Source organism: Variovorax sp. 278MFTsu5.1 (assembly GCF_048305045.1).
GTDB classification, from domain to species: Bacteria; Pseudomonadota; Gammaproteobacteria; order Burkholderiales; family Burkholderiaceae_C; genus Variovorax; species Variovorax guangxiensis.
Window position 1 is genome coordinate 5,512,175 of sequence record NZ_CP157622.1, and the last position, 25,718, is coordinate 5,537,892.

The window sequence follows — 25,718 nt, forward strand, 5'->3', positions numbered from 1 at the left end:
ATCAGCCTTCCTGGAAACGCATCGAGTAGTCGATCGCCTTGACGTCCTTGGTCAGGGCACCGACGGAGATGCGGTCGACGCCGGTTTCGGCCAGGGCGCGCAGGCCGTCCAGCGTGACGCCGCCGGAGATCTCGAGCACGGCCTTGCGGTCTTCGCCGGCCTCGTCGTTGATGCGCACGGCCTCTCGCAGCGTGGGCAGGTCCATGTTGTCGAGCAGCACCATGCGCGCCCCGGCATCGAGCGCCTCGCGCAGCTGGGCCAGCGTCTCGACCTCGACCTCGACGAACTCCGCCTTCGCGGCGCCAGGCGCCACCGCACGCAGGGCTGCCGCCACGCCGCCGGCTGCGGCGATGTGGTTTTCCTTGATGAGCACCGCGTCGTACAGGCCGATGCGGTGGTTCAGGCCGCCGCCGGTGCGCACGGCGTATTTCTGCGCAAGCCGCAGGCCGGGAACGGTCTTGCGAGTGTCAACGATGCGCGCGCGGGTGCCGCGCACGGTGTCGGCGTAGAGGGCGGTCTTGGTGGCGACGGCGCTCAGCAGCTGCAGGAAGTTGAGCGAGGTGCGCTCCGCCGTCAGCAGCGCGCGGGCCGAGCCTTCGATCTCGAGCACCGTCTGGCCGGCCTCGCAGCGCTCGCCCTCGGCGCAGAGCCACTGGATGCGCACCTGCGGATCGAGCTGCCGCAGCGTGGCCTCGACCCACGGGGCGCCGCACACAACGGCGGTTTCGCGCGCAAGCACGCGGGCGCGGGCGCTGCGGGCGGGGTCGACCAGCGAGGCGGTGAGGTCGCCGTCGGCGACGTCTTCCTGCAATGCACGGGTGGCATCAGACAGGGCCAGCGCGGCCACGGCCGACGCTGAAAAATCAAAGCGAAGGCTCATGGCTCTCTTTGTCTCTGCGTTTTTCTCAGGAGGATTGACGGGGGGAAGCGGCGGCGCCCGGCTGCTGGAGCTGCACCGATTCCGGCACCGGCTCGCGGCCGACGAGGGCCGCCACGGCGTCCTGCGGGCTCACGCGGCCGTCGAGCAGCGCAACCACGCCTTCGGCGATGGGCATTTCGACGCCGAGGCCCCGGGCGCGCTGCACCACGGTACGGGCGCAATAGACGCCCTCGGCCACGTGGCCGAGCGAATCGACGGCCTGCGCCAGCGTGCGGCCCTGCGCGAGCAGCAGGCCGACCTTGCGGTTGCGCGACAGGTCGCCGGTGGAAGTAAGAACCAGGTCGCCCAGGCCCGAAAGGCCCATGAAGGTCTCGGCGCGGGCGCCCAGCGCGAGGCCGAAGCGCGTCATCTCGGCGAGGCCGCGCGTGATGAGCGCCGCGCGGGCGTTGAGCCCGAGCGCGAGGCCGTCGCACAGCCCGGTGGCGATGGCCAGCACGTTCTTGACCGCGCCGCCCACCTCCACGCCGACGATGTCCTCGTTGGCGTAGACGCGCAGCGCGGGGCCGTGGAAGGCGTCGACCAGCATCTCGCGCACGGCGGCGTGCGGACTGGCGGCCACCAGCGCGGTCGGCCGCCCTTCGGCGACTTCCTGCGCGAAGCTGGGGCCGCTGAGCACGCCCGCTCTCAATTCAGGAGCAACCTGGGCCCAAATCTCGTGGGCCAGCAGGCCGAAGGATGTTGGGGAGGAGCTGTCCAGCGCGGGCTCGACGCCCTTGCACAGCCAAGCCACCGCGGCGCTGGTACCGCGCAGCGCGACGAGTTGTGCGCGCAAGGCCGCCATGGGGGTGGCCACGATGACGAGGTCGGCGCCAGCCTGCGCCTGGGCGATGTCGCCGGCGCGCACGGCCAGCGAGGCCGGCAGGGCCAGCCCGGGCAGGTAGCGGGAGTTCTCTCGCGCGGCCGACATGGCGTCGGCCTGGGCGGCGTCGCGCGCCCAGAGGGTGACTTCGTGGCGGGCCGCCGCATTGACGGCGACCGCCGTGCCCCAGGCGCCGGCGCCATGAACGCAGATCTTCATCGGCGTCGGTGGCTGCTGCGGCTGTACGGCTTCAAGCCGTGATTACTGCGCCAGCGAGGGCGCAGCCTGGCCGGCGGCCTGGGCCTGCTGCTGCTCGTACATGGCCTGGAAGTTGATTTCGGCCAGGTGCACGGGCGGGAAGCCGCCGCGCTGGATCACGTCGGCCACGTTGCCGCGCAGGTAGGGGTAGACGATCTGCGGGCAGGCGATGCCGAGGATGGCGCCCATCTGCTCTTCGGGCAGATGGCGGATCTCGAAGATGCCGGCCTGCTTGGCTTCGACCAGGAACACGGTCTTGTCGCCGATCTTGGTCTGCACGGTGGCGGCCACGGTGATCTCGAAGATGCCTTCAGCCACGGGCTGTGCGTCCACGCCGAGCTGGATGTCGACGGTGGGCTGCTCCTGCTCCAGCAGGATCGCGGGCGAATTGGGCTGCTCGAGCGACAGGTCCTTGAGGTAGACGCGCTGGATCTGGAAGACGGGATCTTGGGCTTGCTGGTCGGCCATGGCTGAACTTTCGAGGATCAAAACAATGCCCGCCGGGGAGGGGGTCCCGCAGCGGGCTGCAGATGAGTGAACTGGCGATTATGGCCCCGTCGCAGGACGGTTCCGGGGCAGGGCCGGTTTCAGGCGCCCTGCAGCAGCGGAACCAGGCCGCCGCGGCTGTCGAGCGCCATCAGGTCGTCGCAGCCGCCCACGTGGGTGTCGCCGATGAAGATCTGGGGCACCGTGCGGCGCTGGGTGATCTCCATCATGGTGTTGCGGGCCTGGGGGTCGGTGTCGATGCGGATCTCCTCGATCTGCTCGACGCCCTTGGACTTCAGGATCTGCTTCGCGCGTATGCAATAGGGGCAAACGGCGGTGGTGTACATCTTGACTGCTTGCATACGCTCCATCTCGGGGGGATTTCAGGCTTTTTCAACCGGCAGGTTAGCCTCTTTCCACGCCTTCAGCCCGCCGGACACCGCTTGGGCCTGCTCGTAACCGAGCTTCTTGGCCACCGCCACGGCGCGCTGGGCGCGGGCGCCTGTGGCGCAGACCAGCAGCAGCGGCACGTTCTTGTTCTTGACCGTGCCGGCGAGCTTTTCCTCGAGCTGGTTCAGGGGAACGTTCCTGGCGCCGATCATGTGGCCGGTGGCGAACTCCTCGGGCTCGCGCACGTCGACCAGCACGGCGCGCTCGCGGTTGATGAGCTGCACGGCGCCCTGCGCGGTGAGCGTTCCGCCGCCCGCCCCCCGCACCAGCGGCCAGGCCAGCATGGCACCCGAGCTGAGCGCGATCAGGATCAGCATCCAGTTCGCGGTGACGAATTCGATCAATTTCACGGGGGTTCCTTGAATGGCAAACCGGGGATTTTAGAATGCGGGGTTTCGCAAGCGCAGCCAAAGGCCTCCCACATGCACAAACTGGTATTGATCCGTCACGGTGAATCGACCTGGAATCTCGAAAACCGCTTCACCGGATGGACCGACGTCGACCTGACCGAAACCGGCGTCGAACAGGCCAAGCAGGCCGGCCGGCTGCTCAAGGCCGAAGGCTACGACTTCGACGTCGCCTACACGAGCGTGCTCAAGCGCGCCACCCGCACCCTGTGGCACACGCTCGACGAACTCGACCGCACCTGGCTGCCCGTGGTGCATTCCTGGCGCCTCAACGAGCGCCACTACGGCGGCCTGCAGGGCCTGAACAAGGCCGAAACCGCCAAGAAATACGGCGACGAGCAGGTGCTTGTCTGGCGCCGCAGCTACGGCACCCCGCCCCCGCCGCTGGAAGCCGACGACCCGCGCAGCGAGCGCGGCGACGTGCGCTACGCCAAGCTCTCGCCCGAGCAGATCCCGCTGACCGAGTGCCTGAAGGACACGGTGGCGCGCGTGCTGCCCTTCTGGAACGAATCGATGGCGCCGGCCATCCGCACTGGCCGCCGGCTGGTGGTGGCGGCCCACGGCAACTCGATCCGCGCGCTGGTGAAGTACCTCGACGGCATCTCCGACGACGACATCGTCGGGCTGAACATCCCCAACGGCATCCCGCTGGTGTACGAGCTCGACGACGACCTCAAGCCCCTGCGCCACTACTACCTAGGCGATGCCGCGGCCGCCGAGAAGGCCGCCGCCGCGGTGGCATCGCAGGGCAAGGGCTGAGAAGGCCCGCCAGGAGCGCCCTGAAAAGCCCCCGTCCGGCGCTCCACCCGTGGAACCCCGGCAAACAATTTGCTTCCAAGCTGTGTATATTGGACTGACAGCCGCCGACAAGGACAACCACTCATGATGGGCCAGAAACTCAAGATCACCGGCTGGGTCGCCGCCGGCGCCGTTGCAGGCGTCCTGACCACCGTCTCGCTGCAGACAGTCGCGCGCGGCTCGCTCGCGCCCCTGCCGCTCGAGGAATTGCAGCAGCTCGCCGCCGTCTTCGGAATGGTCAAGAGCGACTATGTGGAGCCGGTCGACGAGAAGAAGCTGATCTCCGACGCCATCTCCGGCATGGTCGCCGGGCTCGACCCCCACTCCCAGTACTTCGACAAGAAGTCCTTCAAGGAATTCAGGGAAGGCACCACCGGCCGCTTCGTCGGCGTGGGCATCGAGATTTCGCAGGAAGACGGCCTCATCAAGGTCGTCTCGCCCATCGAGGGCTCCCCCGCCTTCCGCGCGGGCCTCAAGCCCAATGACCTGATCACCAAGATCGACGACACCGCCGTGCGCGGCCTGTCGCTGAACGAGGCGGTCAAGCGCATGCGCGGCGAAGCCAACACCAAGGTGCTGCTGACCATCTTCCGCAAGGACGAGAGCCGCACCTTCCCCGTGACCATCACGCGTGAAGAGATCCGCACGCAGTCGGTCCGCGGCAAGATGATCGAGCCCGGCTACGGCTGGATCCGCCTCTCGCAGTTCCAGGAGCGCACCGTCGACGACTTCGTCAAGAAGATCGACGAGCTCTACAAGGAAGACCCGAACCTCAAGGGCCTGGTGCTCGACCTGCGCAACGACCCGGGCGGCCTGCTCGACGCGGCCGTGGCGGTGTCGTCGGCCTTCCTGCCCGAGAACGTCACGGTGGTCACCACCGACGGCCAGCTGGCCGAGAGCAAGTCGGTCTACAAGGCAGCGCCAGAGTTCTACCAGCGCCGTTCGGGCAGCGACCCGCTGCGCAGCCTGCCGGCCGCGCTGAAGACCGTGCCGCTGGTGGTGCTGGTGAACGAAGGCTCGGCTTCCGCCAGCGAGATCGTCGCCGGCGCGCTGCAGGACCACAAGCGCGCCACCATCATGGGCAGCCAGACCTTCGGCAAGGGCTCGGTGCAGACGGTGCGCCCGCTCGGCCCCGACACCGGCCTGAAGATCACCACCGCGCGCTACTACACGCCCAGCGGCACCTCGATCCAGGCCAAGGGCATCGTGCCGAACGTGCTGGTCGACGAAAGCGCCGAGGGCAGCCCCTTCGCCGCCCTGCGCATGCGCGAGGCCGACCTCGAGAAGCACCTGGCCAGCGGCCAGGGCCCCGAAGTCAAGGACCCGGAACGCGAAAAGGCCCGCGACGAAGCCCGCAAGCGCCTCGAGGAAGAAGCCAAGAAGCCGCCGCAGGACCGCAAGGTGCCCGAGTTCGGCACCGACAAGGACTTCCCGCTCGTGCAGGCGCTCAACCGCCTGAAGGGCCAGCCGGTGCTCGTGAGCAAGACGCAGGTCATCGTCGACAACAAGGAAGAGAAGAAAGAGAACTGAGCCGGGCAAGTCGGTTCTTTTCAGGAATACCGCGGAACCGGCCTTGCCGGGCCGCCGGTATTGCCCCCGATAGGGTGTGGGCGGCCACACGAAGTGGGCAAGCCTGGGGGCGAGCATGAATGATCACCAGCTGCTGCGCTATTCGCGCCACATCCTTCTGGAAGAATTCGGCATCGACGGGCAGGCCCGTGTCAGTGCCGGACGGGTTCTGGTCATAGGCGCCGGCGGGCTGGGCTCGCCGGTGGCCCTTTACCTTGCGGCAGCGGGCGTCGGCCACATCGTGCTGGTCGACGACGACGAAGTCGATCTCACCAATCTCCAGCGCCAGGTGGCCCACGCCCATGCGCGCGTCGGCCTGCCGAAGGTCGAATCAGCCGCGCAGGCCATGCGCGACATCAACTCCGACATCGCCATCGAAACCCACGCACTGCGCGCCGACGAGGCGCTGCTGTCGCGCCTCGTGGCCGAGGCCGACGTGGTGGTCGACTGCTGCGACAACTTCGCCACCCGGCAGGCCGTCAACCGTGCCTGCGTGGCGCATGCGAAGCCGCTGGTGGCGGGCGCGGCGATCCGTTTCGACGGGCAATTGAGCGTCTACGACACCCGCGACGCCGCCTCGCCCTGCTATGCCTGCCTGTTCCCGCCCGATGCGAGCTTCGAGGAAACGCGCTGCGCGGTGCTCGGCGTGTTCGGCCCGGTGGTCGGCACCATCGGCACGCTGCAGGCCAGCGAGGCACTGAAGCTGCTGGCCGGCATCGGCCCGTCCCTGGCGGGCAAGCTGCTGATGTTCGACGGGCGCAGCACCTCGTTCGACACGCTGCGGGTGGCGCGCGATCCGCACTGCAGCGTCTGCGCGCAACGCGCGACCTTCCCCTCCACTCCGGTCTAGTTGGGCTGCTTCGCGCCCTTCGCCCGGGCGGCGCCCTTGGCTGCCGCCCCCGCCGTGGGCTTGTTCGCCTGCGCCACCACGCCCTGGCAGTTCGAATCCTCGCCCGGGCCCGGCTCGATGGTCGCGGCGAGTGCCAGCAGCGGATTGACCGCACCCAGCGCCAGCGCGGCCAGTCCGCGTCCGGCCAGCGGGCCGACCTCCAGGCCGCCCTTGGGATCGCCGAATGTGCCGCCCACCACCAGCGGCGTGCGGATCGAGAGGATGTTCTTGCTCTTGGGCTCGGGGCGGATCACGAAATCCAGCCCCTCGGTCGCCAGGTTGGCCTGGCCGGTGGCGATGAAGACGGCGTTGGTGGTGTCCACCACCAGCGTGCGCCCGGTCATCAGGCCCTTGTTGACGTCGAAGGCCAGGGCCGCGCAGCGCAGCTCCACGTTGCGGTCGCCGCGCAGGATGAACTTGATGATGTCGCCGCCCACCAGCGTCGCGAACACCGGCAGCAGGTTGCCGAACTGCCCGCGTCCGGAGATGACCGCCACATCGCCCGACGCGCCGCCGAGCCAGTTGGCGACGGTGCTGCCGGAGCCCGAGAGATTGATGCGCCCGTCCAGCCTGCCGACGCTGTTCCCGGTGGTTTCGAGCTTCGGGAACAGCCGCGCCAGCTGCATGGCCCGGGCGTCGAGCGAGGCGCGGATGTCCGCGGGCTTCTTCGAGCCGTCGATGCGGATCGCGCCGCTGAGCCTGCCGCCGGCCACGCCCAGGTCGAGCGGATCGAGCGTGAGCACGCCTTCGGCCAGCTTCACCTGCACGCTGCCGCGCTCCAGCGGCACCTCGCGCACGTTGCGGATGCGATCGGCCGTGTACTTCACGTCGGCGTTCATGGCGCGCAGGCGATCGAAGTCCAGCGGCGCCGTGGGCAGCACCTTGCCGCCGGGACGCTTGACCTGGGTGACTGTGGGCGGCGGCGCGACCCCTTCCACCGTGGCGGCGGTGCGCGCCGTGGGCGGCAGGCCGATCAGCGGGCCCAGGTCGTCCATGTCCATCACGTTCGAGCGCAGGTCGCCCGCCAGGTGCGGCAGCTTGCCGGACTGGTCGAAGCGCATGTCGCCCGCGATGTCGGACAGGCCCAGGCGCCCCTTCAGGCCCGAGGCCTCCCACAGCTTGCCGCGCTTGTCGAGCTTGCCGCTCAGGGTGTAGGGCGAGGTCTGCGGCAGCGCGATGCCCAGCAGCGGGAACAGCGCACCCAGCGTCTGGCCCTTGATGTCGAACCTGGCGTCGATGCCGTCCAGGTCCGACAGGCGCGCGACCGTGCCGGCTGCCCTCAGCTGCGTCTGGCCCGCGGCGGCGCGGATCTCGATCGGGAAAGGCGGCGCGTTCGTGGCCTCGATCTGCAGCACATTGCCCGTGCGCCCGCTGGCGGTCAGCGGCTGGCCCTTGTAGCGGCCCTTGATGCGGTAGTCCAGCGGCATCTCGCCGCGGCCGCTGTCGTAGCTCAGATCGGCATGCAGGTCCACGCCGAGGTGCTTGGCCAGGAAGTCGACCGCGCCGCTGTCGATCTGCACCTCGCCGATGGTGGGCACGGTGCCGCCTTCGGAGCTGTCCTTGCCTTCCTTGCCCAGCGACCATGTGCGGCGGCCGTCGGCTTCCATCTGCAGTCCCACCGTGGGGGAGGAAAGCGCCAGCCTGGGAATGACGATGCTGCTCGAGATCAGCGGCCAGAGGCGTATGTCGAAGTCGGCACGCTCCGCCTTCACCAGATAGGGATCGCGCGCCCATGAGGGGTTGGCGAACTCCACGCCGTCCAGCCTCACCGTGGCCTGCCGCCACCCCAGGCCCACGTCGAGCCGCCGGGTGATCTCGAACTTGCGCCCGGTCTTCTCGCTGACGTAGCGGTTGACCGGTTCGCGCAGCACGTCCCAAGGGAAGAAGGCGAGCCCGATCGCCAGCAACGCAACCAGCAGCACGAGGCCCGCCAGCAGCTTCTGCCAGAGCGGCCGGCCGCGCAGGACGCCGGCCTTCTTCGGTACGTTCGTCGTTGCCATGGGCTCCTTGTAACTCAGTCGATCGCCCCGCCGCGGTCGGCCACGAACCGCAGAGATCGTGAGGGATTGCCTACTGGAGGCGCCTTCGCAGGCCGCGTCGGAACCCGCCTACAGCCACCAGCCGCCGAAGCTTGCATGATGCGCGCAGGGGACGAAGCAAAGTCGAGCGGCAGGCAGTTCCTGCCAACGGGTGCACGCTGAAGGCGTCCGCAAAAGCTCAGAGGAAGAGTGGTTCGGCATGGATTCCAGATTGCAGACTTATGTTGTCGAAGACAACCTCACGATCCGTGAAAACCTCATCGGCACGCTGGAAGAGCTCACCTGTACCACCGTGGTCGGCTTCGCCGACACAGAGAGCGGCGCGCGCGCATGGCTGCTCGGCCACGACGGCGATTGGGACCTCATGATCGTCGACCTCTTCCTCAAGCAGGGCAGCGGCCTCGGCGTGCTGCAGGCCTGCCAGGCCCGCAAGCCGGTGCAGAAGGTGGTGGTGCTCAGCAACTACGCGACGCCCGACATCCGGCGGCGCTGCGCGGAATTCGGGGTCGATGCGGTTTTCGACAAGTCGAACGAGATCGACGCGCTGGTCGAGTTCTGCCTCATGCAGGCCCGCGACCGGGCCTCGCGCTCCTCGCCCGGTGCCACCGGCTGAGCAATGAAAAAAAGAAGCGAGAAGAAGCCCCCTTGGACCCCTTCGCCGCCCATCAGCCGATCTCAGTCGATCAGCTTGTTCTTCAGCGCGTAGTACGTGAGGTCGCTGTTGGAGGAGAGATTCATCTTCTCCATCAGGCGCGTGCGGTAGGTGCTCACGGTCTTTACCGACAGCGACAGCGTCTTGGCGATGTCACCGGCGGTCTCGCCCTTGGCGAGCTTGAGGAACACCTGGAATTCACGCTCCGAGAGCTGCTCGTGCGGCGCGGCGTCGTCCTTGCGGTCGAGCTGGCGGGCCAGCAGTTCGGCCACGGCGGGCGTGATGTAGCGCCGGCCCAGTGCGATGGTGCGGATGGCGTTGACGATCTCGATGGGATCGCATTCCTTGTTGAGGTACCCGCTCGCCCCCTGACGGATCAGGTTCATCGCGTAGTGCTCCTCGGGGTATCCGCTCAGGATGAGGATGCCCACGTCCGGCGCCTTGGCGCGGATCATGGCGAGTGCGTCGATACCGCTTTGCCCGGGCATCGAAAGGTCCATGACCAGCACGTCCAGCTCCGTGGTGCGCACCAGTTCGATGGCCTCGCGGCCGCTGGCAGCTTCACCCGCCACGCGCAGGTCCACGTGCTCGGAGAAGAACTGCCGGAGGCCCGATCGCACGATGGCGTGGTCGTCCACAATTCCGATTTTGATCATTTGTTACTTTCGTCGTTGTGTTGCGCACCCGAGGGTCGCAACATGCCAGGTCCCTGATTGTTGTCAATTATTCACGAACTTGCGCCGCAAGCAGCCTTGAAAGTTTCATGCACTGGTTAGCCCCACCAAGAATGGCCGTGAGCCTGCTGCTCGCGGCACTGGCCGCGCTGGCCCTCGTCGGCATCAACGAGGCCGGGTACCGGCAGTCCAGCCGCGCCCTCGCCGACATCGACGAGGCGCAGCAGGTGCGCGGCACGCTCAACCAGCTGCTGCAGAACATGCTGGACGCCGAGACCGGCCAGAGAGGCTACCTGCTGACCGGCGAGGCCGGCTACCGAAAGCCCTACGACGACGCGGTCAAGCAGGTCGACGGCCACCTCGCCACCTTGCGCCGCCTGTACGCCGGCCGGCCGGCCGAGCTCGCCCAGCTGACCGAACTGTCGAAGCACGTACTGCGCAAGATCGCCGAGATGGACATGAGCGTGCGCCTGCGCCAGGACGGCAAGGAGGACGCCTGGAAGTTCGTCATCACCACCGACGTCGGCAAGGAGGAGATGGAGGCCATCCGCACCACCGCCGGCGAGCTAGTGAAGATCAGCAACGGCACCCTGCACCAGAGCCAGGCGCAGGTGCTGCGCTCGCTGCAGCTGGCGCGCATCGGCACCTCCATCGTGGCGGTGGCCGCGCTGATCGCCTTCTTCCTGTATCTGCGGCAGACCCATGCGCTGCGCTCCATCGGCGAGCGCCAGCAGGAGGCCCTGCAGCGCGAGCGCAACGCCCTGGAAGACGAGGTGCGCGAGCGCACAGCCTCGCTGGCCGAACTGGCGACCCACCTCCAGGACGTGCGCGAAACCGAGCGCGGCTTCCTTGCGCGCGAACTGCACGACGAACTGGGCTCGCTGCTCACCGCCGCCAAGCTCGACGTGGCGCGGCTGAAGTCGCGGCTGGCGGACGCGCCCGACGCGATCCAGCGGCTGCAGCATCTGACCGAGCTGCTCAACAGCGGCATCGCGCTGAAGCGCCGGATCATCGAGGACCTGCGGCCCTCCTCGCTGGCCAACCTCGGGCTGGTCGCTTCGCTGGAGATCCTGGGGCGCGAGTTCGGCGAGCGCTCGGGCCTGCAGGTGGAGATGGTGCTGGAGCCGGTGACCATGGACGAATCGCGCCAGCTCACCATCTACCGGATGGTGCAGGAGAGCCTCACCAACATCGGCAAGTACGCCGAGGCCACCGAGGCCACCATCGTCCTGAAGAACTACGACAATCACGTGGTGGTGGAAGTGGCGGACAACGGCAAGGGCTTCGACACGCTTCGCGTGCGGCCCTCCACCCACGGCCTCGCGGGGATGCGGCACCGCGTGGAAGCCGCGCGCGGCAGGCTCACGGTGGCGTCGGTGCCGGGCAAGGGCACGCGGCTGAGCGCCATGCTGCCGATCGTCAAGCCGGCCTGAGCCCGGGCCGGGACGGTCGAGGCCGGCACTTCTGCACACGCCGCCGCAAGGCCACTCGGCCATCTCCTACGCACCCCAGCCACGGCCGCTGACAGGTCGGGGACAGCCCCCCACTTAAGGTTGCATCCATGGCGCCGGAGCCTTCCTTTTCTGGGGAGTCCGGTGCGATGTTTTCAAGACAACGAGCCAAGCCTCGAAGGAGTTCCACATGCTGCATTACGCCGTGGTGTTTCTGGTCATCGCCCTGATCGCCGCCCTCTTCGGGTTCGGCGGCATCGCCGCCAGCGCGGTGGGCATCGCCAAGATCCTCTTCGTGATCTTCGTGATCCTCGCGATCGCGAGCTTCCTTGCCGGCTTGCTACGACGCAAGTAGCGTCGTTACGATCAACAGGCTTGCGCATTTCACTTTTCCGGAAAGGACTTTCAAATGAACACGACGACCAAGACTCCCTCGCAAATCGCCGAAGAAGCGCGCCAGACCGCCCGTGACGCGGTCGAAACGACCCGCGCCTATGCACAGAACGCGGTGAATGCGGCGGGCGAAAAGGTCCGCGACCTGCAGCGCGATTCCGAGCCGGCCGTCGAGCAGCTGGCCGCCCGCGTGCAGCAAGCCGTTCAGCGCGGCCTGGACGCCGCGTCCACCACCAGCGCACGCGCGCAGCGCCGCCTCGAGCAGGCCGCCGACGTGACGGGCCGCTACATCTCCGACCAGCCCGTGCGCTCGGTGCTGCTGGCAGCGGCGGCCGGCGCCGCCATCACGGCGCTCATCGTGCTGGCCAGCCGCCGCAGCCGCGACGACTACTGATCGATACGGCAACAGGCGTTCATCGTCGATCGACCCCGGCACCATGCTCCATCCGATTTTTTCCACGGTGCTCGGGCATCCGGAACTCGTCGCTGAACACCTCGCCAACTACGCCGCCCTCATCCGGCAGGAATCCGCCCAGGCGGGACGCGGCATTGCCACACGCATCGTCGCAGCCGTGCTGGCGGTGGCCACCATCACCCTGGCGCTCGGGCTGATAGGCGTTGCGACCCTGCTGGGCGTGATGCACGGCAGCTTCCACTGGGTGCTTGTGGCCGTTCCGGGCGTGGCCGTGGTGATCGCGGCCATCTGCACCTGGTACGCGGCGCGGCCCGCACCCCACTACGCCTTCGAGGATCTGCGCTCGCAGCTCGATGCCGACCTGCAGGCCCTGCACGAAGCCGGAGCACGCCATGACCGGTACTGAGCGCCGCCATTCGCATTCCGAGCAACTCTCGCCTCAGCAGCGCCTGGCCCTTTCGCGCCGCGCGCTGGTGCGGCAGCTGAATGGCGGCGTGGACGACGACAGCCATCAAGGCCGCGGCCACGCCGGCTCCGATCCCCGGTTGGACGACTTGGAATACGCACACTATGAAGCGCAGGCCACAGGCCGGCGCCAAGGCCACCCGCACGAAAGAGAAGAAGGAGATCCCGCAGGGCAAGGGGAACGCGGAGGCAGCCGAAGAAGAAACGAGAACGTATGGCTCGCCGTGGGGCGCAGCGTGCTGGAACGTTGGTGGCGCAGGCATCCCGCGCATGCGGTCGGCCAGCTGGCGCGGCCGATGCTGGAGCACTACGCCCGCAAGGAGCCGGCCAAGCTGATGGCAGCCGCGGCCGCCACGGGCGCGCTGCTGGTGCTGGCCAAGCCCTGGCGACTGCTGTCGGCGACGGCGGTGCTCGCGGCCGTACTGAAGACATCCGACGTGGCCGACCTCGTCAACACCCTGATGAGCAAGACCCCGAATTCAACTCGCCCCCCACGAAAGGACTCTCCATGAAAAACGACGTTTCCTCCACGGCAGCCTCCTCCAAGGCCTCCGGCCACCAGCACCTGGCGCTCGACCAGAGCGGCCTCGACGCAGCCCGCAACAGCCTGGACGACGGTGCCGTCACGCCGAGCTACGGCCCCTGGCGCGACGACGTCGTGAAGCTCCTGAACGATGCGCTGGCCACCGAGCTGGTCTGCATCCTGCGCTACAAGCGCCACTACTTCACCGCCAACGGCGTGGAGTCGCCGGCCATCGCCGACGAGTTCCTGGTGCACGCCAACGAAGAGTCGGCCCATGCCGACCTCATCGCCGAACGCATCGTGCAGCTGGGCGGCGAACCCGACTTCGCGCCCACGCACCTGCTCGAACGCAGCCATGCCTCCTACGACGAATCGACCGACCTGCAGTCGATGGTGCGCGCCAACCTGATCGCCGAGCGCATCGCTGTGGAGTCGTACCGCCAGATGATCTCGCTCATCGGCGACAAGGACCCGACCACGCGCCGCATGCTCGAAGGCATCCTCGCCGACGAAGAGGAGCACGCCGACGAGCTGAAGGACTGGCTCGGCCACTGAGCGACGAAGCCCCGCCCATGAGAAAGCCCGGCAGCGCCGGGCTTTTTCGTTGCCGGGGGTCGAAGGGGATCTTCAGCCCTTCACCTCGAGCTGGTTGTTCACCGAGGTCACGCCCTGCACGCCCTTGGCGATCTCCTCGGCCCGCGCCTTCGCGGCGGCCGAGGGTGCCGGCCCCTTCAGGCTCACGGCGCCGGCCTTGGTGTCGACGTCGATCTTGATGGCGCTCAGGTCCGGGTCCCTGGCAAGGCCAGCCGAGACCGAGGCCGTGATGGCAGCATCGTCCATCGTCGCGCTCACTGCCGCGCCTGCCTCCTTGAGCGCTTCCTTGGCATTGGCGGCGCCTTCCTTCACCTCAGCGGTGGTGTTGGACGACTCGACCTTGGCCTTGGCGTCCTTCAGGGCCTCGCCCGTCTTTGCCGCGGCCGTGTCGGCCGCCTGCTCGGTCTTCGCCACGGCGCTGTCGAGCTTCTCGCCGGCAGTGCGGTTGTCGCCCTTGTCGCAGCCGGCCAGGGCCAGCGCGGCGCCGGCCAGCAGCATGGCAAGACAGACGTGCGCGTACGGCATGCCGGCGACGCGTTGTCGAATGTTCGATCCGTTGTTCATGGCAGTCCTCCTGTCGCTTCTTGGAAATTGGAAATGGGGAAGAAAAAAGAGAGTGTGTGAACGGGGCTGCCGGGCTGGATGCATGCCCCCGCCCCCGACCGGTCACAGCTTGTCGGCGCCCGACTTGATCGCGTCCTTGGCCTTTTCCTTCACGTCGCCGTAGGTCTTCTGCACCTTGCCGGCGGCCTGATCGGCAATGCCCTCGCCTTCGAGCTTCTCGTTGCCGACAACCTTGCCGGCGACTTCCTTCAGCTTGCCCTTGGCTTCCTCGACGCGGCCTGCCACTTGATCCTTGTTCATGTCGCTTCCTTCCTGATGGATTGATGTTGAAACAGGTGGGCCGGGGTGGCCCACCGCAGTCAATCTAGGCGCCGCCGCATGGCGGCGAACGCCGACGGAAGCCCGAAGCGGTGTAGGACAACGAGGCTCAGGCGCTGACGATCCATCCTTCAAGCGGATCGAAGTCTTCCGGCAGGCCATGGCCCGGGCCGGGGCTTGCGGCGCGCTGCAGGCCCCAGGCGGCCTGCAGCAGGCACAGCACGGCGTCGATGTCGTCGCCGCGTGCGTCCGCGAGCAACTCCGCGCGCTGCGGCGCGGTGACGGCCAGCTTCAACCCGAGGCGGGACGAGCCGGCTTCGAGCGCCGCCAGCAGGTCGGCGCGCGCGGCTCGTCGCTCGGGTGTCTGCTTCGCCAGGTCGTCGCTCTTGTAGCTGCGCCGTCCGATCAGCTCGCGCGCCAGCAGGCCCGGATAAGCCTCCAGCGCGATGCGATCGCCTCCCCTGCCGGCATGCAGCCCCGGAATGCGCGCACCCGCCGCGAGCAGGCGCGGCACGCCGGCATGGAGCATGTAGGCCACCGGCGGGTTGACCCACTTCATCGAGGGGCTGGAGCCCGCGGGCCCGTCAGCCTTGCGGTGCGCGAACTTGCCGCCCACCGGGCGCGCCGCGCAGAAGGCGGCGAAGGTCTGGCGGATCTCGGCGCGGCTCAGGCCGGCGTAGTGGGCCATCAGCGGCTCCCACTGCAGCGGCCATCGCAGCTGCTCGACGAGTTCCCGCGGCAGGCTGAACGGAAAGTCGAAACCGCCGGTCCAGGACGGCGTGGTGCACAGCCATTCGCCCCAGGCGTCGAGCGTGGAAAAGCGCTGCAGGCCACGCAGCACGACCCTGTCGGTGCCGCTCTGTTCGCCTGTCGCGACGACGATGGGCTTGCGTGCCGTCGGCGCGCTGGAGAAGTCGCAGCCGAACAGCAGCACTGGCTCAGCCCAGGGCGAGCGCCACCACGCCGGCGGCGATGAACATCGCGCCCATCAGCCTCAGCAGCCGGTCGCCCTCGCGCAGCAGATGGCCCCCGATGAGCGCCGCGAAGAGCATCGACACCTCGCGCGCCGGTGCAACGTGCGAGATCGGCGCCTGCTGCACCGCGTAGAGCACGAGCACGTACGAGACGGGGCTGATCGCCGCCACCAGCAGCGCGTACTTCCACTGGTCGCGCCACATGCGCACGGTGGTCGCGCGGTCCTGCAGCGCCGCGGGCAGCAGCAGCACGATGCGCACGAGGTTGCCCATGTAGTCGAGCAGGATCGGCGACATCGCGAGGAACTTGACCGCGTAGCTGTCGGCCACCGTGTAGGCCGCGATGAAGGCGCCGGTCAGCATGCCGTAGCGCATGCCCTTGTGCACCCGCGCGCGCTGCGCCGGGTCGTGCGCCTTCTGCCACAGGCGCGGGCCGCCGGCGATGAGGAACACGCCGGCCACCACGCCAAGGATGCCGGCCACGCCGACGAGGCTGATCTTCTCGCCGAGGAAGAGCACCGCCACCAGCGAGGACAGCAGCGGCCCCGAGCCGCGCGCCAGCGGATAGACCACCGTCAGGTCCGACTTGCGGTAGCCACGCAGCAGCACGATGAAATAGAAGACGTGCAGCACGCCGCTGAGCACGACGAAGCTCCACTCGGCCCGTCCCCAGTTCGGCACCACATTCCAGCCGAGCACGATGCCCAGCGGCGCCCAGATGACCATGTTGAACACGCTGGTCTGGAAACTGAAGCGCGCATCGCCGTTCGCCTTCTTGGCGGCGATGTTCCAGCTGGCGTGGATGATCCCGGCGAGCAGGATCAGGGCGAACGCGGAGAGCGGCACCTCGAGCTACGCGAGACCGAGCGCCGCCGGGCCGTCCCAAGGCGCGAGCTGCCCCCCCGGGGGGCAGCGAGGACACGAAGTGCCGAGCGTGGAGACCACGTTCTAGTGGCGGCCGACGATGGCGGCAGTTGCCATCAGTTCCTCGAGCAGCGCCAACGAGACCTTGCCCGACACCGCGTACGGGTTGAGCTCGGGCTTCTCGGAATACTTCAGCAGCGTCGATGCGTTGAGCTTCGACAGGTTGACCTGGCCCATCGTCCAGCCGCCGAAGCGGCGCTCGGAGATCTCTTCGTAGTGCAGCAGCACCACGTCCTTGTGGCGCGCATCGCGCTGGATGTGGCCGTAGAGCTCGGAGATGGCCATGCGGCCGCCTTCGATGGCCTGCAGGAAGGTGCCCGCGCCATAGCAGAGGATGCCGGTGATGCCGCACGCGGTGTTGTGGGTGCGCGATTGCGCCAGGATCGACTCGATGGCCTCGGGGCTGGTGTCGACGGCGCGGCTGGCGTAGAGGAGTCGGACCAGCATGGCTCAGTCCTTTCTGGGCAGGAGGGAGAGGAATTCGCGGCGCAGGCTCGGATCTTTCAGGAACACGCCGCGCATCACGGAATTGATCATCTTGCTGTCCATTTCCTTCACGCCGCGCCAGGCCATGCAGAAATGCTCGGCCTCCATGACGAGGGCCAGGCCGTCGGGCTGGGTCTTTTCCTGGATCAGGTCGGCCAGCTGCACCACGGCTTCTTCCTGGATCTGCGGACGGCCCATGACCCATTCGGCCAGGCGCGCGTACTTCGACAGGCCGATCACGTTGGTGTGCTCGTTGGGCATCACGCCGATCCAGAGCTTGCCGATGATCGGGCAGAAGTGGTGCGAGCAGGCGCTGCGCACGGTGATCGGGCCGACGATCATCAGTTCGTTCAGGTGCTCGGCGTTCGGAAACTCGGTGAGCGAAGGCGCCGCCACATAGCGGCCCCTGAACACCTCGTTGAGGTACATCTTGGCGACCCGGCGCGCGGTGTTGTCGGTGTTGTGGTCGTTCTCGACGTCGATCACCAGGCTCTGGAGCACGTCCTTCATCTTGACCTCGACCTCGTCGAGCAGGGCCTCCAGCTCGCCGGGCTGGATGAACTCGGAGATGTTGTCGTTGGCATTGAAGCGCTTGCGCGCCGCGGTGATGCGCTCGCGGATCTTCACGGAGACGGGCGTGCCCTCGTCATCGTCGTTTCGATCGGGGCGCGGTTCGACGTCGGTTTTCCTCAGCATGGCAAAGATCGTACCAGTGAATGGCTCCAGACATTCGGGGCCGCAACGCCCGTCCCTTCTCGGAGCAATGCTATCAATTAAGGAGTGAAAAATCAGCCACCAGCGGCAGGTGGTCGGACATGCGGGCCCAGATCGGACCGCGCGGCACCACGCAGGACAGCGGCTCCAGCCCGCGCCCGTAGACGAAGTCGAGCTGCGCCACCGGCAGGCGCGAGGGATAAGTGAGCGTGCGCGGACCGCGCAGATCGCTGGTGTCGCGCAGGCCCATGGCGTTCATGGCGTAGCGCATGCGCGCGCCCCAGTCGTTGAAGTCGCCCGCCACCACCACGGCCTCGCCGGGCGGCACCTCGCGGTCGATGAACTCGCGCAGCCGCGCGATCTGCCGCACCCGGCTGCCCTTGATGAGCCCCAGGTGCACCACGATGGCGTGCACCCGCCGGCCTTCCACGTCGATCACCACGTGCAGCAGCCCGCGCTGCTCGAAGCGGTGGTCGGAAATGTCCTGGTGGTTGGTGCCCAGCACCGGCCAGCGCGTGAGCAGCGCGTTGCCGTGCTCGCCATGGCGCGTGACGGCGTTGGTCTCGTAGACGGCGGTGTAGCCCTCGGGCGCGAGGAAGTCGGCCTGCGGCAGCTCGGGCCAGCGCGCGAAACGCGCCGCCGCCTGCCGGTTCATCTTGCGCACTTCCTGCAGGCAGACGATGTCGGCGTCGAGCTGCTCGATGGCGTGGCCGAGGTTGTGGATCTCGAGCCGCCGCGCGGGGCCGATGCCCTGCACACCCTTGTGGATGTTGTAGGTCGCGACGCGGAGGTTCTGCACCGCTGCTGCTGCCGGCTGGTTCATCGCGCAAATTCTGGCAGCAACAGAATGGCTTCGGCATTCGATGGGGAAAAGCAGGCGTCAGCCGCCTCCCGGTAGGGCAGCCAGCGCCAGTCGGTGTGCTCGCGGGGGTCGAGCGTGGGCACGACGCGTTCGGGCACGCGCAGGCCGAAAAGGTGCTCGGTGTTGTGGGTGACGCCCGGTGCATAGCGGGCGCGCCAGCGCGGATAGATCTCGTAGACGTTGCGCAGCTGCCAGTCGACCAGTTGCGAGGCCAGCGGCGTGCCTTCGCCGCACAGGATGCCGGTTTCCTCGGCCACCTCGCGCGCCGCGGTGAGCACCAGGGGCTCGTCGGCCACGTCCTTGCTGCCGGTGACCGATTGCCAGAAGTCGGTCTCGGCATCCGCACGCCGGATCAGCAGCACATCGAGCGCCGGCGTGTAAATCACGACCAGCACCGACTCCGGGATCTTCCAGGGCCGAGAACCAGTCGTCATCGGGGGCGCTCAGTTTTCTTCGCGGAACACCGAGGAACCGGCTTTGCCGGGCCTCAGGTGTTGCCCCCGGTAGGGGGTTGGCGAAGCGACACGAAGTGCGCGCAGCCTGGGGGCGAGCATCATGCTTGCGCGTTGCGCAGCTTGATGTGGAGTTCGCGCAGCTGCTTCTCGTCGACCGGGCTCGGCGCCTGCGTCAGCAGGTCCTGCGCGCGCTGGGTCTTGGGGAAGGCGATCACGTCGCGGATCGACTCGGCGCCGGTCATGAGCATCACGAGGCGGTCCAGGCCGATGGCGATGCCGCCGTGCGGGGGCGCGCCGTACTGCAGCGCATCCAGCAGGAAGCCGAACTTGAGCTGCGCGTCCTCGGCGCTGATCTTCAGCGCGCGGAACACCTTGCTCTGCACTTCCTCGCGGTGGATACGCACCGAGCCGCCGCCCATCTCGATACCGTTGAGCACCATGTCGTAGGCCTTGGCGATGCACTTCTCGGGCGCGGTGTCCATGAGGTCTTCGTGGCCGTCCTTCGGCGCGGTGAACGGGTGGTGCACGGCGCTCCAGCGCTGGCCTTCCTCGTCGAACTCGAACATCGGGAAGTCCACCACCCACAGCGGCGCCCAGCGGTCGTCGAACAGGCCGCTCTTCTTGCCGAAGGCGCTGTGGCCGATCTTGATGCGCAGCGCGCCGATGGCGTCGTTGACGATCTTTTCCTTGTCGGCGCCGAAGAACAGGATGTCGCCGTTGCGCGCACCCGTGCGCGCGATGATCTCGGCCAGCGCGTTGTCGTCGAGGTTCTTCACGATCGGGCTCTGCAGGCCATCGCGGCCGGCAGCAGCGTCGTTGACCTTGATGTAGGCCAGGCCCTTGGCGCCGTAGATCTTGACGAACTCCTGGTACGCGTCGATCTCGCCGCGCGAGAGACCGCCCTCGGCACCGCCGCCGGGCACGCGCAGCGCCACGACGCGGCCGCCGGCCATGGTGGCGGCGTTGGAGAACACCTTGAACTCGACGCGCTTCATCAGCTCGGTGAGTTCGGTGAACTCGAGCTTCACGCGCAGGTCGGGCTTGTCCGAGCCGTACTTGAACATCGCGTCCGCGTACGTCATGGTCGGGAACACCGGCAGGTCGATGCCCGCGGCGTTGCGGAACACGTTGCGGATCATGCCTTCGAACATCTCGCGGATCTCTTCCTCGGCGAGGAACGAGGTCTCGATGTCGATCTGCGTGAATTCGGGCTGGCGGTCGGCGCGCAGGTCTTCGTCACGGAAGCACTTCACGATCTGGTAGTAGCGGTCGTAGCCGGCCACCATCAGCAGTTGCTTGAAGAGCTGGGGCGACTGCGGCAGCGCGAAGAAGCTGCCGTCGTGCACGCGGCTGGGCACGAGGTAGTCGCGCGCGCCTTCGGGCGTGGACTTGCCGAGCATCGGCGTCTCGATGTCGATGAAGCCGTTGGCGTCGAGGAACTTGCGCGTTTCCATCGTCACCTTGTAGCGCAGCAGCATGTTGCGCTGCATGGCCGGGCGGCGCAGGTCGAGCACGCGGTGCGTGAGGCGGGTGGTTTCCGACAGGTTGTCGTCGTCCAGCAGGAACGGAGGCGTGACCGAGGGGTTCAGCACCTTCAGCTCATGGCACAGCACTTCGATCTTGCCGCTCTTGAGCTGGTCGTTGGTCGTGCCTTCGGGCCGTGCGCGCACCAGGCCGGTGATCTGCACGCAGTATTCGTTGCGCAGGCTCTCGGCCACGGCGAAGGTCGAGGCGCGGTCGGGGTCGCACACCACCTGCACGTAGCCTTCGCGGTCACGCACGTCGATGAAGATCACGCCGCCGTGGTCGCGGCGACGGTTGACCCAGCCGCAAAGGGTGACGGTCTGGCCCAGCAGGGCTTCGGTCACGAGACCGCAATATTGAGTACGCATGGCCATAGGAATCCATTCCGGCGCCTCGAGGGCGCGTTCGTTCTTTTATGAGTTGGAAGACTTCACCGCCACCGTGGCGGGGCCGCCTGGAACGACCACCCCCATCGAGACGATGTACTTGAGCGCTTCGTCCACGCTCATCTTCAGTTCGATGCAGTCGCTGCGCTTGAGCATCACGAAGTAGCCGCCCGTGGGATTGGGCGTGGTCGGCACATAGACGCTGAGGAACTCGCCCTCGCCGAGATGCGCGGCGACCTCGTTGCCGGGCGCGCCGGTCACGAAGGCGATGGTCCACACGCCTTCGCGCGGCCATTGCACCAGCACCGCGGTGCGGAAGGCATTGCCGTTCTCGGAGAACAGCGTGTCCGACACCTGCTTGACGCTGGAGTAGATCGAGCGCACCACCGGGATGCGCCGGACCACGGCGTCACCCCAGCCGAGCAGGCGCTTGCCGACGAAGTTGCTGGCCGTGGCTCCCACCACCAGCAGGATCGCCAGCGTGAGCAGCACGCCCAGGCCGCGCACCTTGTGGTCGCTCAGCCAGGTCTGCCACTGCTCGGGCAGCAGCCACAGCGTCTGGTCGAGCGTGCCGATGATCCAGTTCAGCACGCCGAGCGTGATGACCAGCGGCACGATGACCAGCAGGCCGGACAGCAACCATTTGCGCAGGGCGAGCATGGCGGTCGGGGGGGTTTCAGTCGCCGCTCGTCGCGGCCGGCGCGGGAGCCGGTGCGGCGGGCGCCGGAGCGGGGCTCGGCGCGGCTGACGTGGTGGAAGAAGAGGAGGAAGACGAAGATTCGCCGGAGGCGGGCGACGTGGCCGGCTCGGACTTCTTGCCGCCGCCGTCACGGAAATCGGTCACGTACCAGCCCGAGCCCTTGAGTTGGAAGCCGGCGGCCGTGACCTGTTTTTCGAACGCACTCGCGCCGCACGCCGGACACACCGTGAGGGGTGCGTCGGACATCTTCTGCAAAGCGTCCTTGGCGAAGCCGCAGGCGCTGCACTTGTAGGCGTAGATGGGCATGGGAAATGAGGTCAAAAAAGCGGCGCAGCGGCCGCTCGCAAAGCCCTCGATTATAGGGGCGCCCCCGTGAAAGGACGCCCGGCCCGGCCGGCGGGCCCCGGCTTCAGGCCGGCTCCGTGGCCAGCGGGCGGTGCGGCGTGTGAGTGTTCGCCAACCATTGCGGCAGCAGCGAGCCGGCCACCATGCCCGCGAAAGAGCACAGAACACCCGCCAGCTGGGCCGGGAACACGGCTCCCCAGGACGGCACCTGCAGGAACAGCAGCCACACGCCGATGCCCAGGACGATCGAGGCGACCGCGCCCTGCGTGGTGGCCCGGCGCCAGTACAGGCCGCACACCAGCGGCACGAAGGCACCCACCAGCGGCACCTGGTAGGCGCCCGAAACCAGTTCGTAGATCGGCGTGCCCTGCATGCGAATGGCGTAGGCCAGCACGGCGGCGCTGAACAGCAGCACCGTGATGCGCATGGTCATGAGGTTCTGGCGGTCGGTGCCGGCCGGGCGGAACTGACGCCAGATGTTCTCGGTGAAGGTGACGCTCGGGGCCAGCAGCGTGGCCGAGGCAGTCGACTTGATGGCCGACAGCAGTGCGCCGAAGAACAGCACCTGCATCACGAAGGGCATCTTCTCCAGCACCAGCGTGGGCAGCACCTTCTGCGGATCTTCCTTCAGCAGCGCGCCGGTCTGCTCCGGCATGATGAGCAGCGCGCTGGCCACCAGGAACATCGGCACGAAGGCGAAGAGGATGTACGCCAGGCCGCCGATCACCGGGCCACGGCGGGCCGCCTTGACGCTGTTGGCCGACATCACGCGCTGGAACACGTCCTGCTGCGGGATGGAGCCCAGCATCATCGTGATGGCCGCGGCGAAGAAGAACACCATGTCGTGCCAGCTTGGCTCGGGCCAGAACTTGAAGAGGTCCTTGCTGACCGCGAAGGCCACCACCTTGTCGGCGCCGCCGGCCATGTTGCCCGCGAACATCGCGATCACGGCCAGGCCGGCCACGAGGATGATCATCTGGATGAAGTCGGTGACCGCCACCGACCACATGCCGCCGAAGAGCGTGTAGGCCAGGATCGAGATCACCCCGATCACCATGCCCACCGGGATGCTGACCACGCCGCCCGACAACAGGTTGAACACCAGCCCCAGCGCCGTGACCTGCGCCGAGACCCAGCCCAGGTAGCTCAGCATGATGATCAGCGAGCAGGCCACCTCCACACCGCGGCCGTAGCGCTCGCGGTAGTAGTCGCTGATGGTCAGCAGCGTCATGCGGTAGAGCTTGCCGGCGAAGAACAGGCCCACCAGGATCAGGCAGGTGCCGGCGCCGAACGGGTCTTCGACCACGCCGTTGAGCCCGCCCTCGATGAACTTGGCCGGGATGCCGAGCACCGTTTCGGAGCCGAACCAGGTCGCGAAGGTGGTCGTGACGATCATGTAGAGCGGCAGGTGCCGCCCGGCGATGGCGAAGTCGGTGGTGTTCTTCACCCGCTTGGCGGCGTACAGGCCGATCGCGATGGTGACAAGCAGATAGACGATGACCAGCGTCAACAACACGGCACAGACTCCTCTAGAACAGACGAACGCGCACCAGCAATTGCATGGCGAGCAACCCCAATACAAAACCTATGCCACCGTAGACGATGGTCTGCAGCAACCGGTTGGTGCGCTTCTGTTCGGCCAGCAGCTCGAGCAGCTCGCGGCGGTTGTCGACCGGGCGATTCTCCAGGAAATCGTGCAGTAATCGAGGCAATTGGGGCAGCAATTTGGCGTACCTGGGCGCCTCGGCCTTGAGCTGCTGCAGCAGCTTCTTGGGGCCGATCTGGTCGACCATCCACTTCTCGAGGAAGGGCTTGGCCGTGGCCCAGAGGTCGAGTTCGGGGTCGATGTTGCGCCCCAGGCCCTCGATGTTGAGCAGCGTCTTCTGCAGCAGCACCAGCTGCGGCTGGATCTCGACGTGGAAGCGCCGCGAGGTCTGGAACAGGCGCATCAGCACCATGCCCAGCGAGATTTCCTTCAGCGGCCGGTCGAAGTACGGCTCGCACACGGTGCGGATGGCCGCCTCCAGTTCATCGATCCGGGTGCCCACCGGCACCCAGCCGCTTTCGAGGTGCAGCTCGGCCACGCGCTTGTAGTCGCGCCGGAAGAAGGCCACGAAGTTCTGCGCGAGGTATTCCTTGTCCGACTCGGTCAGCGTGCCGATGATCCCGAAGTCCAGCGAGATGTAGCGCCCGAAGGTCTCGGGCTCCAGGCTCACCTGGATGTTGCCCGGGTGCATGTCGGCGTGGAAGAAGCCGTCGCGGAACACCTGCGTGAAGAAGATGGTCACGCCGTCGCGCGCCAGCTTCGGAATGTCGACGCCGGCCGCGCGCAGGCGATCCATCTGCGCGATGGGCACGCCCTTCATGCGCTCCATCACGATGACCTCGGGGTGGCAGAAGTCCCAGAACATCTCGGGAATCAGCACCAGGTCGAGCGCGGCCATGTTGCGGCGCAGCTGGGCCGCGTTGGCGGCCTCGCGCACCAGGTCGAGCTCGTCGTGCAGGTACTTGTCGAACTCGGCCACCACCTCGCGCGGCTTCAGGCGCTTGCCGTCGGCCGAGAGGTTCTCGAGCCAGCCGGCCATCATGGCCATCAGCGCCAGGTCCTTCTCGATCACGCCGCGCATGCTGGGGCGCAGCACCTTCACCGCCACCTCGCGCTCTTCGCCCTCGTTGGTGCGGATGGTCGCGAAGTGCACCTGCGCGATCGATGCGCTGGCGATGGGCGTCTCGTCGAACTGCACGAACACATCGCTCACCGGGCGGCGGAACGCGCGCTCGATGGTGGCGATGGCCACGGAAGAGGGAAACGGCGGCACCCGGTCCTGCAGGAAGGCCAGCTCGTCGGCGATGTCGGGCGGCAGGAGGTCGCGCCGGGTCGACAGAACCTGGCCGAACTTCACGAAGATGGGGCCGAGGCTTTCGAGCGCCTCGCGCAGGCGCTGGCCGCGCGGCGCATCGAGGTTGCGCCCGAAGGAAAGAACGCGCGTGACCCCGCGCACCCAGGGCTTCTGGAAGCTCGAGAGCACCAGCTCGTCGAGGCCGTAGCGCAGCGCGACCCAGACGATGAAAAGTCCGCGGTAGAAGCGCCTCATTCGGCGTTGCCTGCGGGGCCGACAGCCGAACCGCCGGCCTTGCCGGCCGTGCGGCTGCCGACGAACTGGCGCAGCGCACCGACAACACGGCGCACGGCGTTGCCCAGCGTATGCGCGGGCACGTCGCCGATCACGCGGGCCAGATCGTCCTCGACGTCCCAGCGCACATGGTCGACCAGCCAGTTGACCTCGGCCGCCAGCTGCACGTCGCCGATGATCTGCACGGCGGGCTTGTCGCCTCGAAGCGCGGCGCGGGCAATGTCGAAGGGGGAGTCGTCGGTGACGGTGAGCGTCAGCTCGGGCACCGAACCGGCCGGGGCCAGGTCGAGCAGGCCGGCCGGCGTGGCCACCAGCTCCATGGTCACGAAGCGCCACTGGAAGCGCACCACCCGCCCCTGCTGGCGCAGCAGCCGCTGCTGGGCCTCGGGCTCCTGCTGGAGCACATGGTTGAGGAACAGGACCGCGCGGTTCTGGATCTCGTGGACCGCCCAGTCCGGGGGCTGCAGGCGCTCGCCAATGGTGTTGAAGAGATCGCCTAGAAAGGAAAATGGGGACGATGGTGTGGCCAT

The 25,718-nt window shown here is 67.6% G+C and carries 31 protein-coding genes; 10 read left to right on the forward strand and 21 right to left on the reverse strand.

Features of this window, described 5'->3' with window-relative positions:
• Window position 1: 1 nt before the first annotated feature.
• The 5 genes from nadC to ABL844_RS25550 all read right to left on the reverse strand — a co-directional run bounded on the left by nadC (window position 2) and on the right by ABL844_RS25550 (window position 3,250).
• Entirely contained in the window at window positions 2-880 is an 879-nt protein-coding gene (gene nadC, locus ABL844_RS25530) for a carboxylating nicotinate-nucleotide diphosphorylase (RefSeq protein ID WP_418129477.1), read from the reverse strand.
• A gap of 25 nt (window positions 881-905) precedes the next feature.
• A complete protein-coding gene (locus tag ABL844_RS25535) occupies window positions 906-1,958 on the reverse strand; it encodes an NAD(P)H-dependent glycerol-3-phosphate dehydrogenase (protein ID WP_418129479.1) in 1,053 nt (350 codons plus the stop codon).
• A gap of 42 nt (window positions 1,959-2,000) precedes the next feature.
• Window positions 2,001-2,465 (reverse strand): protein-export chaperone SecB, encoded by a 465-nt coding sequence (secB, locus tag ABL844_RS25540; protein WP_093198195.1) that lies wholly within the window; start codon window positions 2,463-2,465, stop codon window positions 2,001-2,003.
• Between the two features lie 119 nt (window positions 2,466-2,584).
• The gene (gene grxC, locus ABL844_RS25545; RefSeq protein WP_126024726.1) at window positions 2,585-2,845 is read right to left on the reverse strand and encodes a glutaredoxin 3; all 261 of its coding nucleotides are present in this window, start codon (window positions 2,843-2,845) and stop codon (window positions 2,585-2,587) included.
• 21 nt (window positions 2,846-2,866) lie between these two features.
• Entirely contained in the window at window positions 2,867-3,250 is a 384-nt protein-coding gene (locus ABL844_RS25550; RefSeq protein WP_221297874.1) for a rhodanese-like domain-containing protein, read from the reverse strand.
• Window positions 3,251-3,355: 105 nt separating this feature from the next.
• On the opposite strand from ABL844_RS25550, the gene gpmA reads away from it, so the two are divergent.
• The 3 genes from gpmA to ABL844_RS25565 all read left to right on the forward strand — a co-directional run bounded on the left by gpmA (window position 3,356) and on the right by ABL844_RS25565 (window position 6,557).
• The gene (gene gpmA / locus ABL844_RS25555) at window positions 3,356-4,099 is read left to right on the forward strand and encodes a 2,3-diphosphoglycerate-dependent phosphoglycerate mutase (protein ID WP_126024724.1); all 744 of its coding nucleotides are present in this window, start codon (window positions 3,356-3,358) and stop codon (window positions 4,097-4,099) included.
• 126 nt (window positions 4,100-4,225) lie between these two features.
• Window positions 4,226-5,668 carry a S41 family peptidase gene (locus ABL844_RS25560; RefSeq protein WP_126024802.1) on the forward strand — a complete coding sequence of 481 codons (1,443 nt, stop codon included), beginning with the start codon at window positions 4,226-4,228 and terminating at the stop codon, window positions 5,666-5,668.
• Between the two features lie 115 nt (window positions 5,669-5,783).
• Complete coding sequence (locus ABL844_RS25565; RefSeq protein ID WP_418129480.1) at window positions 5,784-6,557, forward strand: HesA/MoeB/ThiF family protein; 774 nt, start codon at window positions 5,784-5,786, stop codon at window positions 6,555-6,557.
• Here the strand turns inward: ABL844_RS25565 and ABL844_RS25570 are convergent.
• Window positions 6,554-8,596, reverse strand: coding sequence for an AsmA family protein (locus tag ABL844_RS25570; RefSeq protein ID WP_418129481.1), 2,043 nt, complete (start codon window positions 8,594-8,596; stop codon window positions 6,554-6,556). The genes ABL844_RS25565 and ABL844_RS25570 overlap by 4 nt on opposite strands.
• Window positions 8,597-8,834: 238 nt before the next feature.
• Here ABL844_RS25570 and ABL844_RS25575 point away from each other — a divergent pair, with 238 nt between their 5' ends.
• Window positions 8,835-9,248: a response regulator gene (locus ABL844_RS25575; RefSeq protein WP_418129482.1), complete on the forward strand. Its 414-nt coding sequence runs from the start codon at window positions 8,835-8,837 to the stop codon at window positions 9,246-9,248.
• Between the two features lie 62 nt (window positions 9,249-9,310).
• Here the strand turns inward: ABL844_RS25575 and ABL844_RS25580 are convergent, their stop codons facing one another.
• Window positions 9,311-9,943, reverse strand: a complete 633-nt coding sequence (locus ABL844_RS25580) for a response regulator transcription factor (RefSeq protein WP_019656595.1) — start codon at window positions 9,941-9,943, stop codon at window positions 9,311-9,313.
• Window positions 9,944-10,074: 131 nt separating this feature from the next.
• Here ABL844_RS25580 and ABL844_RS25585 point away from each other — a divergent pair, with 131 nt between their 5' ends.
• The 6 genes from ABL844_RS25585 to ABL844_RS25610 all read left to right on the forward strand — a co-directional run bounded on the left by ABL844_RS25585 (window position 10,075) and on the right by ABL844_RS25610 (window position 13,763).
• Window positions 10,075-11,394 carry a CHASE3 domain-containing protein gene (locus ABL844_RS25585; RefSeq protein ID WP_126024801.1) on the forward strand — a complete coding sequence of 440 codons (1,320 nt, stop codon included), beginning with the start codon at window positions 10,075-10,077 and terminating at the stop codon, window positions 11,392-11,394.
• 208 nt (window positions 11,395-11,602) lie between these two features.
• The gene (locus tag ABL844_RS25590; protein ID WP_093198217.1) at window positions 11,603-11,767 is read left to right on the forward strand and encodes a DUF1328 domain-containing protein; all 165 of its coding nucleotides are present in this window, start codon (window positions 11,603-11,605) and stop codon (window positions 11,765-11,767) included.
• Between the two features lie 54 nt (window positions 11,768-11,821).
• Window positions 11,822-12,199: a hypothetical protein gene (locus ABL844_RS25595; RefSeq protein WP_126024720.1), complete on the forward strand. Its 378-nt coding sequence runs from the start codon at window positions 11,822-11,824 to the stop codon at window positions 12,197-12,199.
• Between the two features lie 43 nt (window positions 12,200-12,242).
• Entirely contained in the window at window positions 12,243-12,626 is a 384-nt protein-coding gene (locus ABL844_RS25600; protein ID WP_418129483.1) for a hypothetical protein, read from the forward strand.
• On the forward strand, window positions 12,613-13,197 hold the full coding sequence (locus ABL844_RS25605; RefSeq protein WP_418129484.1) for a hypothetical protein: 585 nt from the start codon (window positions 12,613-12,615) through the stop codon (window positions 13,195-13,197). The genes ABL844_RS25600 and ABL844_RS25605 overlap by 14 nt, the downstream gene beginning before the upstream one ends.
• Window positions 13,194-13,763, forward strand: coding sequence for a ferritin-like domain-containing protein (locus ABL844_RS25610; protein WP_126024717.1), 570 nt, complete (start codon window positions 13,194-13,196; stop codon window positions 13,761-13,763). The genes ABL844_RS25605 and ABL844_RS25610 overlap by 4 nt, the downstream gene beginning before the upstream one ends.
• Window positions 13,764-13,835: 72 nt before the next feature.
• Here ABL844_RS25610 and ABL844_RS25615 read toward each other — a convergent pair whose 3' ends face one another.
• From ABL844_RS25615 to ABL844_RS25680, 14 genes are all read right to left on the reverse strand, one after another.
• Complete coding sequence (locus ABL844_RS25615) at window positions 13,836-14,366, reverse strand: BON domain-containing protein (protein ID WP_418129485.1); 531 nt, start codon at window positions 14,364-14,366, stop codon at window positions 13,836-13,838.
• 102 nt (window positions 14,367-14,468) lie between these two features.
• Window positions 14,469-14,666: a CsbD family protein gene (locus tag ABL844_RS25620; protein WP_093198234.1), complete on the reverse strand. Its 198-nt coding sequence runs from the start codon at window positions 14,664-14,666 to the stop codon at window positions 14,469-14,471.
• Window positions 14,667-14,793: 127 nt separating this feature from the next.
• Window positions 14,794-15,618, reverse strand: a complete 825-nt coding sequence (locus ABL844_RS25625; RefSeq protein WP_418129486.1) for a DUF429 domain-containing protein — start codon at window positions 15,616-15,618, stop codon at window positions 14,794-14,796.
• A gap of 4 nt (window positions 15,619-15,622) precedes the next feature.
• Window positions 15,623-16,504, reverse strand: coding sequence for a DMT family transporter (locus ABL844_RS25630; protein ID WP_418117660.1), 882 nt, complete (start codon window positions 16,502-16,504; stop codon window positions 15,623-15,625).
• A 102-nt stretch (window positions 16,505-16,606) separates the two neighbouring features.
• On the reverse strand, window positions 16,607-17,029 hold the full coding sequence (locus tag ABL844_RS25635; protein WP_126024714.1) for a BLUF domain-containing protein: 423 nt from the start codon (window positions 17,027-17,029) through the stop codon (window positions 16,607-16,609).
• Window positions 17,030-17,032: 3 nt separating this feature from the next.
• The gene (gene folE / locus ABL844_RS25640; RefSeq protein WP_126024713.1) at window positions 17,033-17,764 is read right to left on the reverse strand and encodes a GTP cyclohydrolase I; all 732 of its coding nucleotides are present in this window, start codon (window positions 17,762-17,764) and stop codon (window positions 17,033-17,035) included.
• Window positions 17,765-17,837: 73 nt separating this feature from the next.
• Window positions 17,838-18,605, reverse strand: a complete 768-nt coding sequence (locus ABL844_RS25645; protein ID WP_418117661.1) for an endonuclease/exonuclease/phosphatase family protein — start codon at window positions 18,603-18,605, stop codon at window positions 17,838-17,840.
• Window positions 18,602-19,078: a dihydroneopterin triphosphate diphosphatase gene (gene nudB, locus ABL844_RS25650; RefSeq protein WP_418129487.1), complete on the reverse strand. Its 477-nt coding sequence runs from the start codon at window positions 19,076-19,078 to the stop codon at window positions 18,602-18,604. The genes ABL844_RS25645 and nudB overlap by 4 nt, the downstream gene beginning before the upstream one ends.
• 119 nt (window positions 19,079-19,197) lie before the next feature.
• Window positions 19,198-20,997 (reverse strand): aspartate--tRNA ligase, encoded by a 1,800-nt coding sequence (aspS, locus tag ABL844_RS25655; RefSeq protein ID WP_126024710.1) that lies wholly within the window; start codon window positions 20,995-20,997, stop codon window positions 19,198-19,200.
• A 39-nt stretch (window positions 20,998-21,036) separates the two neighbouring features.
• The gene (locus ABL844_RS25660; protein WP_126024709.1) at window positions 21,037-21,669 is read right to left on the reverse strand and encodes a DUF502 domain-containing protein; all 633 of its coding nucleotides are present in this window, start codon (window positions 21,667-21,669) and stop codon (window positions 21,037-21,039) included.
• A gap of 16 nt (window positions 21,670-21,685) precedes the next feature.
• Window positions 21,686-22,015 (reverse strand): FmdB family zinc ribbon protein, encoded by a 330-nt coding sequence (locus tag ABL844_RS25665; protein ID WP_126024708.1) that lies wholly within the window; start codon window positions 22,013-22,015, stop codon window positions 21,686-21,688.
• A 103-nt stretch (window positions 22,016-22,118) separates the two neighbouring features.
• On the reverse strand, window positions 22,119-23,570 hold the full coding sequence (locus ABL844_RS25670) for a sodium:solute symporter family protein (RefSeq protein WP_126024707.1): 1,452 nt from the start codon (window positions 23,568-23,570) through the stop codon (window positions 22,119-22,121).
• A gap of 13 nt (window positions 23,571-23,583) precedes the next feature.
• Window positions 23,584-25,149, reverse strand: coding sequence for a ubiquinone biosynthesis regulatory protein kinase UbiB (gene ubiB / locus ABL844_RS25675; protein WP_184642549.1), 1,566 nt, complete (start codon window positions 25,147-25,149; stop codon window positions 23,584-23,586).
• The gene (locus ABL844_RS25680) at window positions 25,146-25,718 is read right to left on the reverse strand and encodes a ubiquinone biosynthesis accessory factor UbiJ (protein ID WP_184642550.1); all 573 of its coding nucleotides are present in this window, start codon (window positions 25,716-25,718) and stop codon (window positions 25,146-25,148) included. Before ABL844_RS25680 ends, ubiB begins: the two co-directional genes overlap by 4 nt.

Bases quoted from the DNA above. Each gene is read 5' to 3' on its own strand.
- secB (WP_093198195.1), bottom strand. From the start codon at position 2,465: ATGGCCGACCAGCAAGCCCAAGATCCCGTCTTCCAGATCCAGCGCGTC.
- gpmA (WP_126024724.1), top strand. From the start codon at position 3,356: ATGCACAAACTGGTATTGATCCGTCACGGTGAATCGACCTGGAATCTC.
- ABL844_RS25585 (WP_126024801.1), top strand. From the start codon at position 10,075: ATGGCCGTGAGCCTGCTGCTCGCGGCACTGGCCGCGCTGGCCCTCGTC.
- ABL844_RS25615 (WP_418129485.1), bottom strand. From the start codon at position 14,366: ATGAACAACGGATCGAACATTCGACAACGCGTCGCCGGCATGCCGTAC.
- ABL844_RS25605 (WP_418129484.1), top strand. From the start codon at position 12,613: ATGACCGGTACTGAGCGCCGCCATTCGCATTCCGAGCAACTCTCGCCT.
- ABL844_RS25590 (WP_093198217.1), top strand. From the start codon at position 11,603: ATGCTGCATTACGCCGTGGTGTTTCTGGTCATCGCCCTGATCGCCGCC.
- ubiB (WP_184642549.1), bottom strand. From the start codon at position 25,149: ATGAGGCGCTTCTACCGCGGACTTTTCATCGTCTGGGTCGCGCTGCGC.
- ABL844_RS25610 (WP_126024717.1), top strand. From the start codon at position 13,194: ATGAAAAACGACGTTTCCTCCACGGCAGCCTCCTCCAAGGCCTCCGGC.
- ABL844_RS25570 (WP_418129481.1), bottom strand. From the start codon at position 8,596: ATGGCAACGACGAACGTACCGAAGAAGGCCGGCGTCCTGCGCGGCCGG.
- ABL844_RS25580 (WP_019656595.1), bottom strand. From the start codon at position 9,943: ATGATCAAAATCGGAATTGTGGACGACCACGCCATCGTGCGATCGGGC.
- ABL844_RS25575 (WP_418129482.1), top strand. From the start codon at position 8,835: ATGGATTCCAGATTGCAGACTTATGTTGTCGAAGACAACCTCACGATC.
- ABL844_RS25660 (WP_126024709.1), bottom strand. From the start codon at position 21,669: ATGCTCGCCCTGCGCAAATGGTTGCTGTCCGGCCTGCTGGTCATCGTG.
- ABL844_RS25635 (WP_126024714.1), bottom strand. From the start codon at position 17,029: ATGCTGGTCCGACTCCTCTACGCCAGCCGCGCCGTCGACACCAGCCCC.
- ABL844_RS25620 (WP_093198234.1), bottom strand. From the start codon at position 14,666: ATGAACAAGGATCAAGTGGCAGGCCGCGTCGAGGAAGCCAAGGGCAAG.
- ABL844_RS25560 (WP_126024802.1), top strand. From the start codon at position 4,226: ATGGGCCAGAAACTCAAGATCACCGGCTGGGTCGCCGCCGGCGCCGTT.
- grxC (WP_126024726.1), bottom strand. From the start codon at position 2,845: ATGCAAGCAGTCAAGATGTACACCACCGCCGTTTGCCCCTATTGCATA.
- ABL844_RS25665 (WP_126024708.1), bottom strand. From the start codon at position 22,015: ATGCCCATCTACGCCTACAAGTGCAGCGCCTGCGGCTTCGCCAAGGAC.
- ABL844_RS25680 (WP_184642550.1), bottom strand. From the start codon at position 25,718: ATGGCCACACCATCGTCCCCATTTTCCTTTCTAGGCGATCTCTTCAAC.
- ABL844_RS25595 (WP_126024720.1), top strand. From the start codon at position 11,822: ATGAACACGACGACCAAGACTCCCTCGCAAATCGCCGAAGAAGCGCGC.
- folE (WP_126024713.1), bottom strand. From the start codon at position 17,764: ATGCTGAGGAAAACCGACGTCGAACCGCGCCCCGATCGAAACGACGAT.
- nadC (WP_418129477.1), bottom strand. From the start codon at position 880: ATGAGCCTTCGCTTTGATTTTTCAGCGTCGGCCGTGGCCGCGCTGGCC.
- ABL844_RS25565 (WP_418129480.1), top strand. From the start codon at position 5,784: ATGAATGATCACCAGCTGCTGCGCTATTCGCGCCACATCCTTCTGGAA.
- ABL844_RS25535 (WP_418129479.1), bottom strand. From the start codon at position 1,958: ATGAAGATCTGCGTTCATGGCGCCGGCGCCTGGGGCACGGCGGTCGCC.
- ABL844_RS25645 (WP_418117661.1), bottom strand. From the start codon at position 18,605: ATGAACCAGCCGGCAGCAGCAGCGGTGCAGAACCTCCGCGTCGCGACC.
- ABL844_RS25600 (WP_418129483.1), top strand. From the start codon at position 12,243: ATGCTCCATCCGATTTTTTCCACGGTGCTCGGGCATCCGGAACTCGTC.
- ABL844_RS25550 (WP_221297874.1), bottom strand. From the start codon at position 3,250: ATGCTGATCCTGATCGCGCTCAGCTCGGGTGCCATGCTGGCCTGGCCG.
- aspS (WP_126024710.1), bottom strand. From the start codon at position 20,997: ATGGCCATGCGTACTCAATATTGCGGTCTCGTGACCGAAGCCCTGCTG.
- nudB (WP_418129487.1), bottom strand. From the start codon at position 19,078: ATGACGACTGGTTCTCGGCCCTGGAAGATCCCGGAGTCGGTGCTGGTC.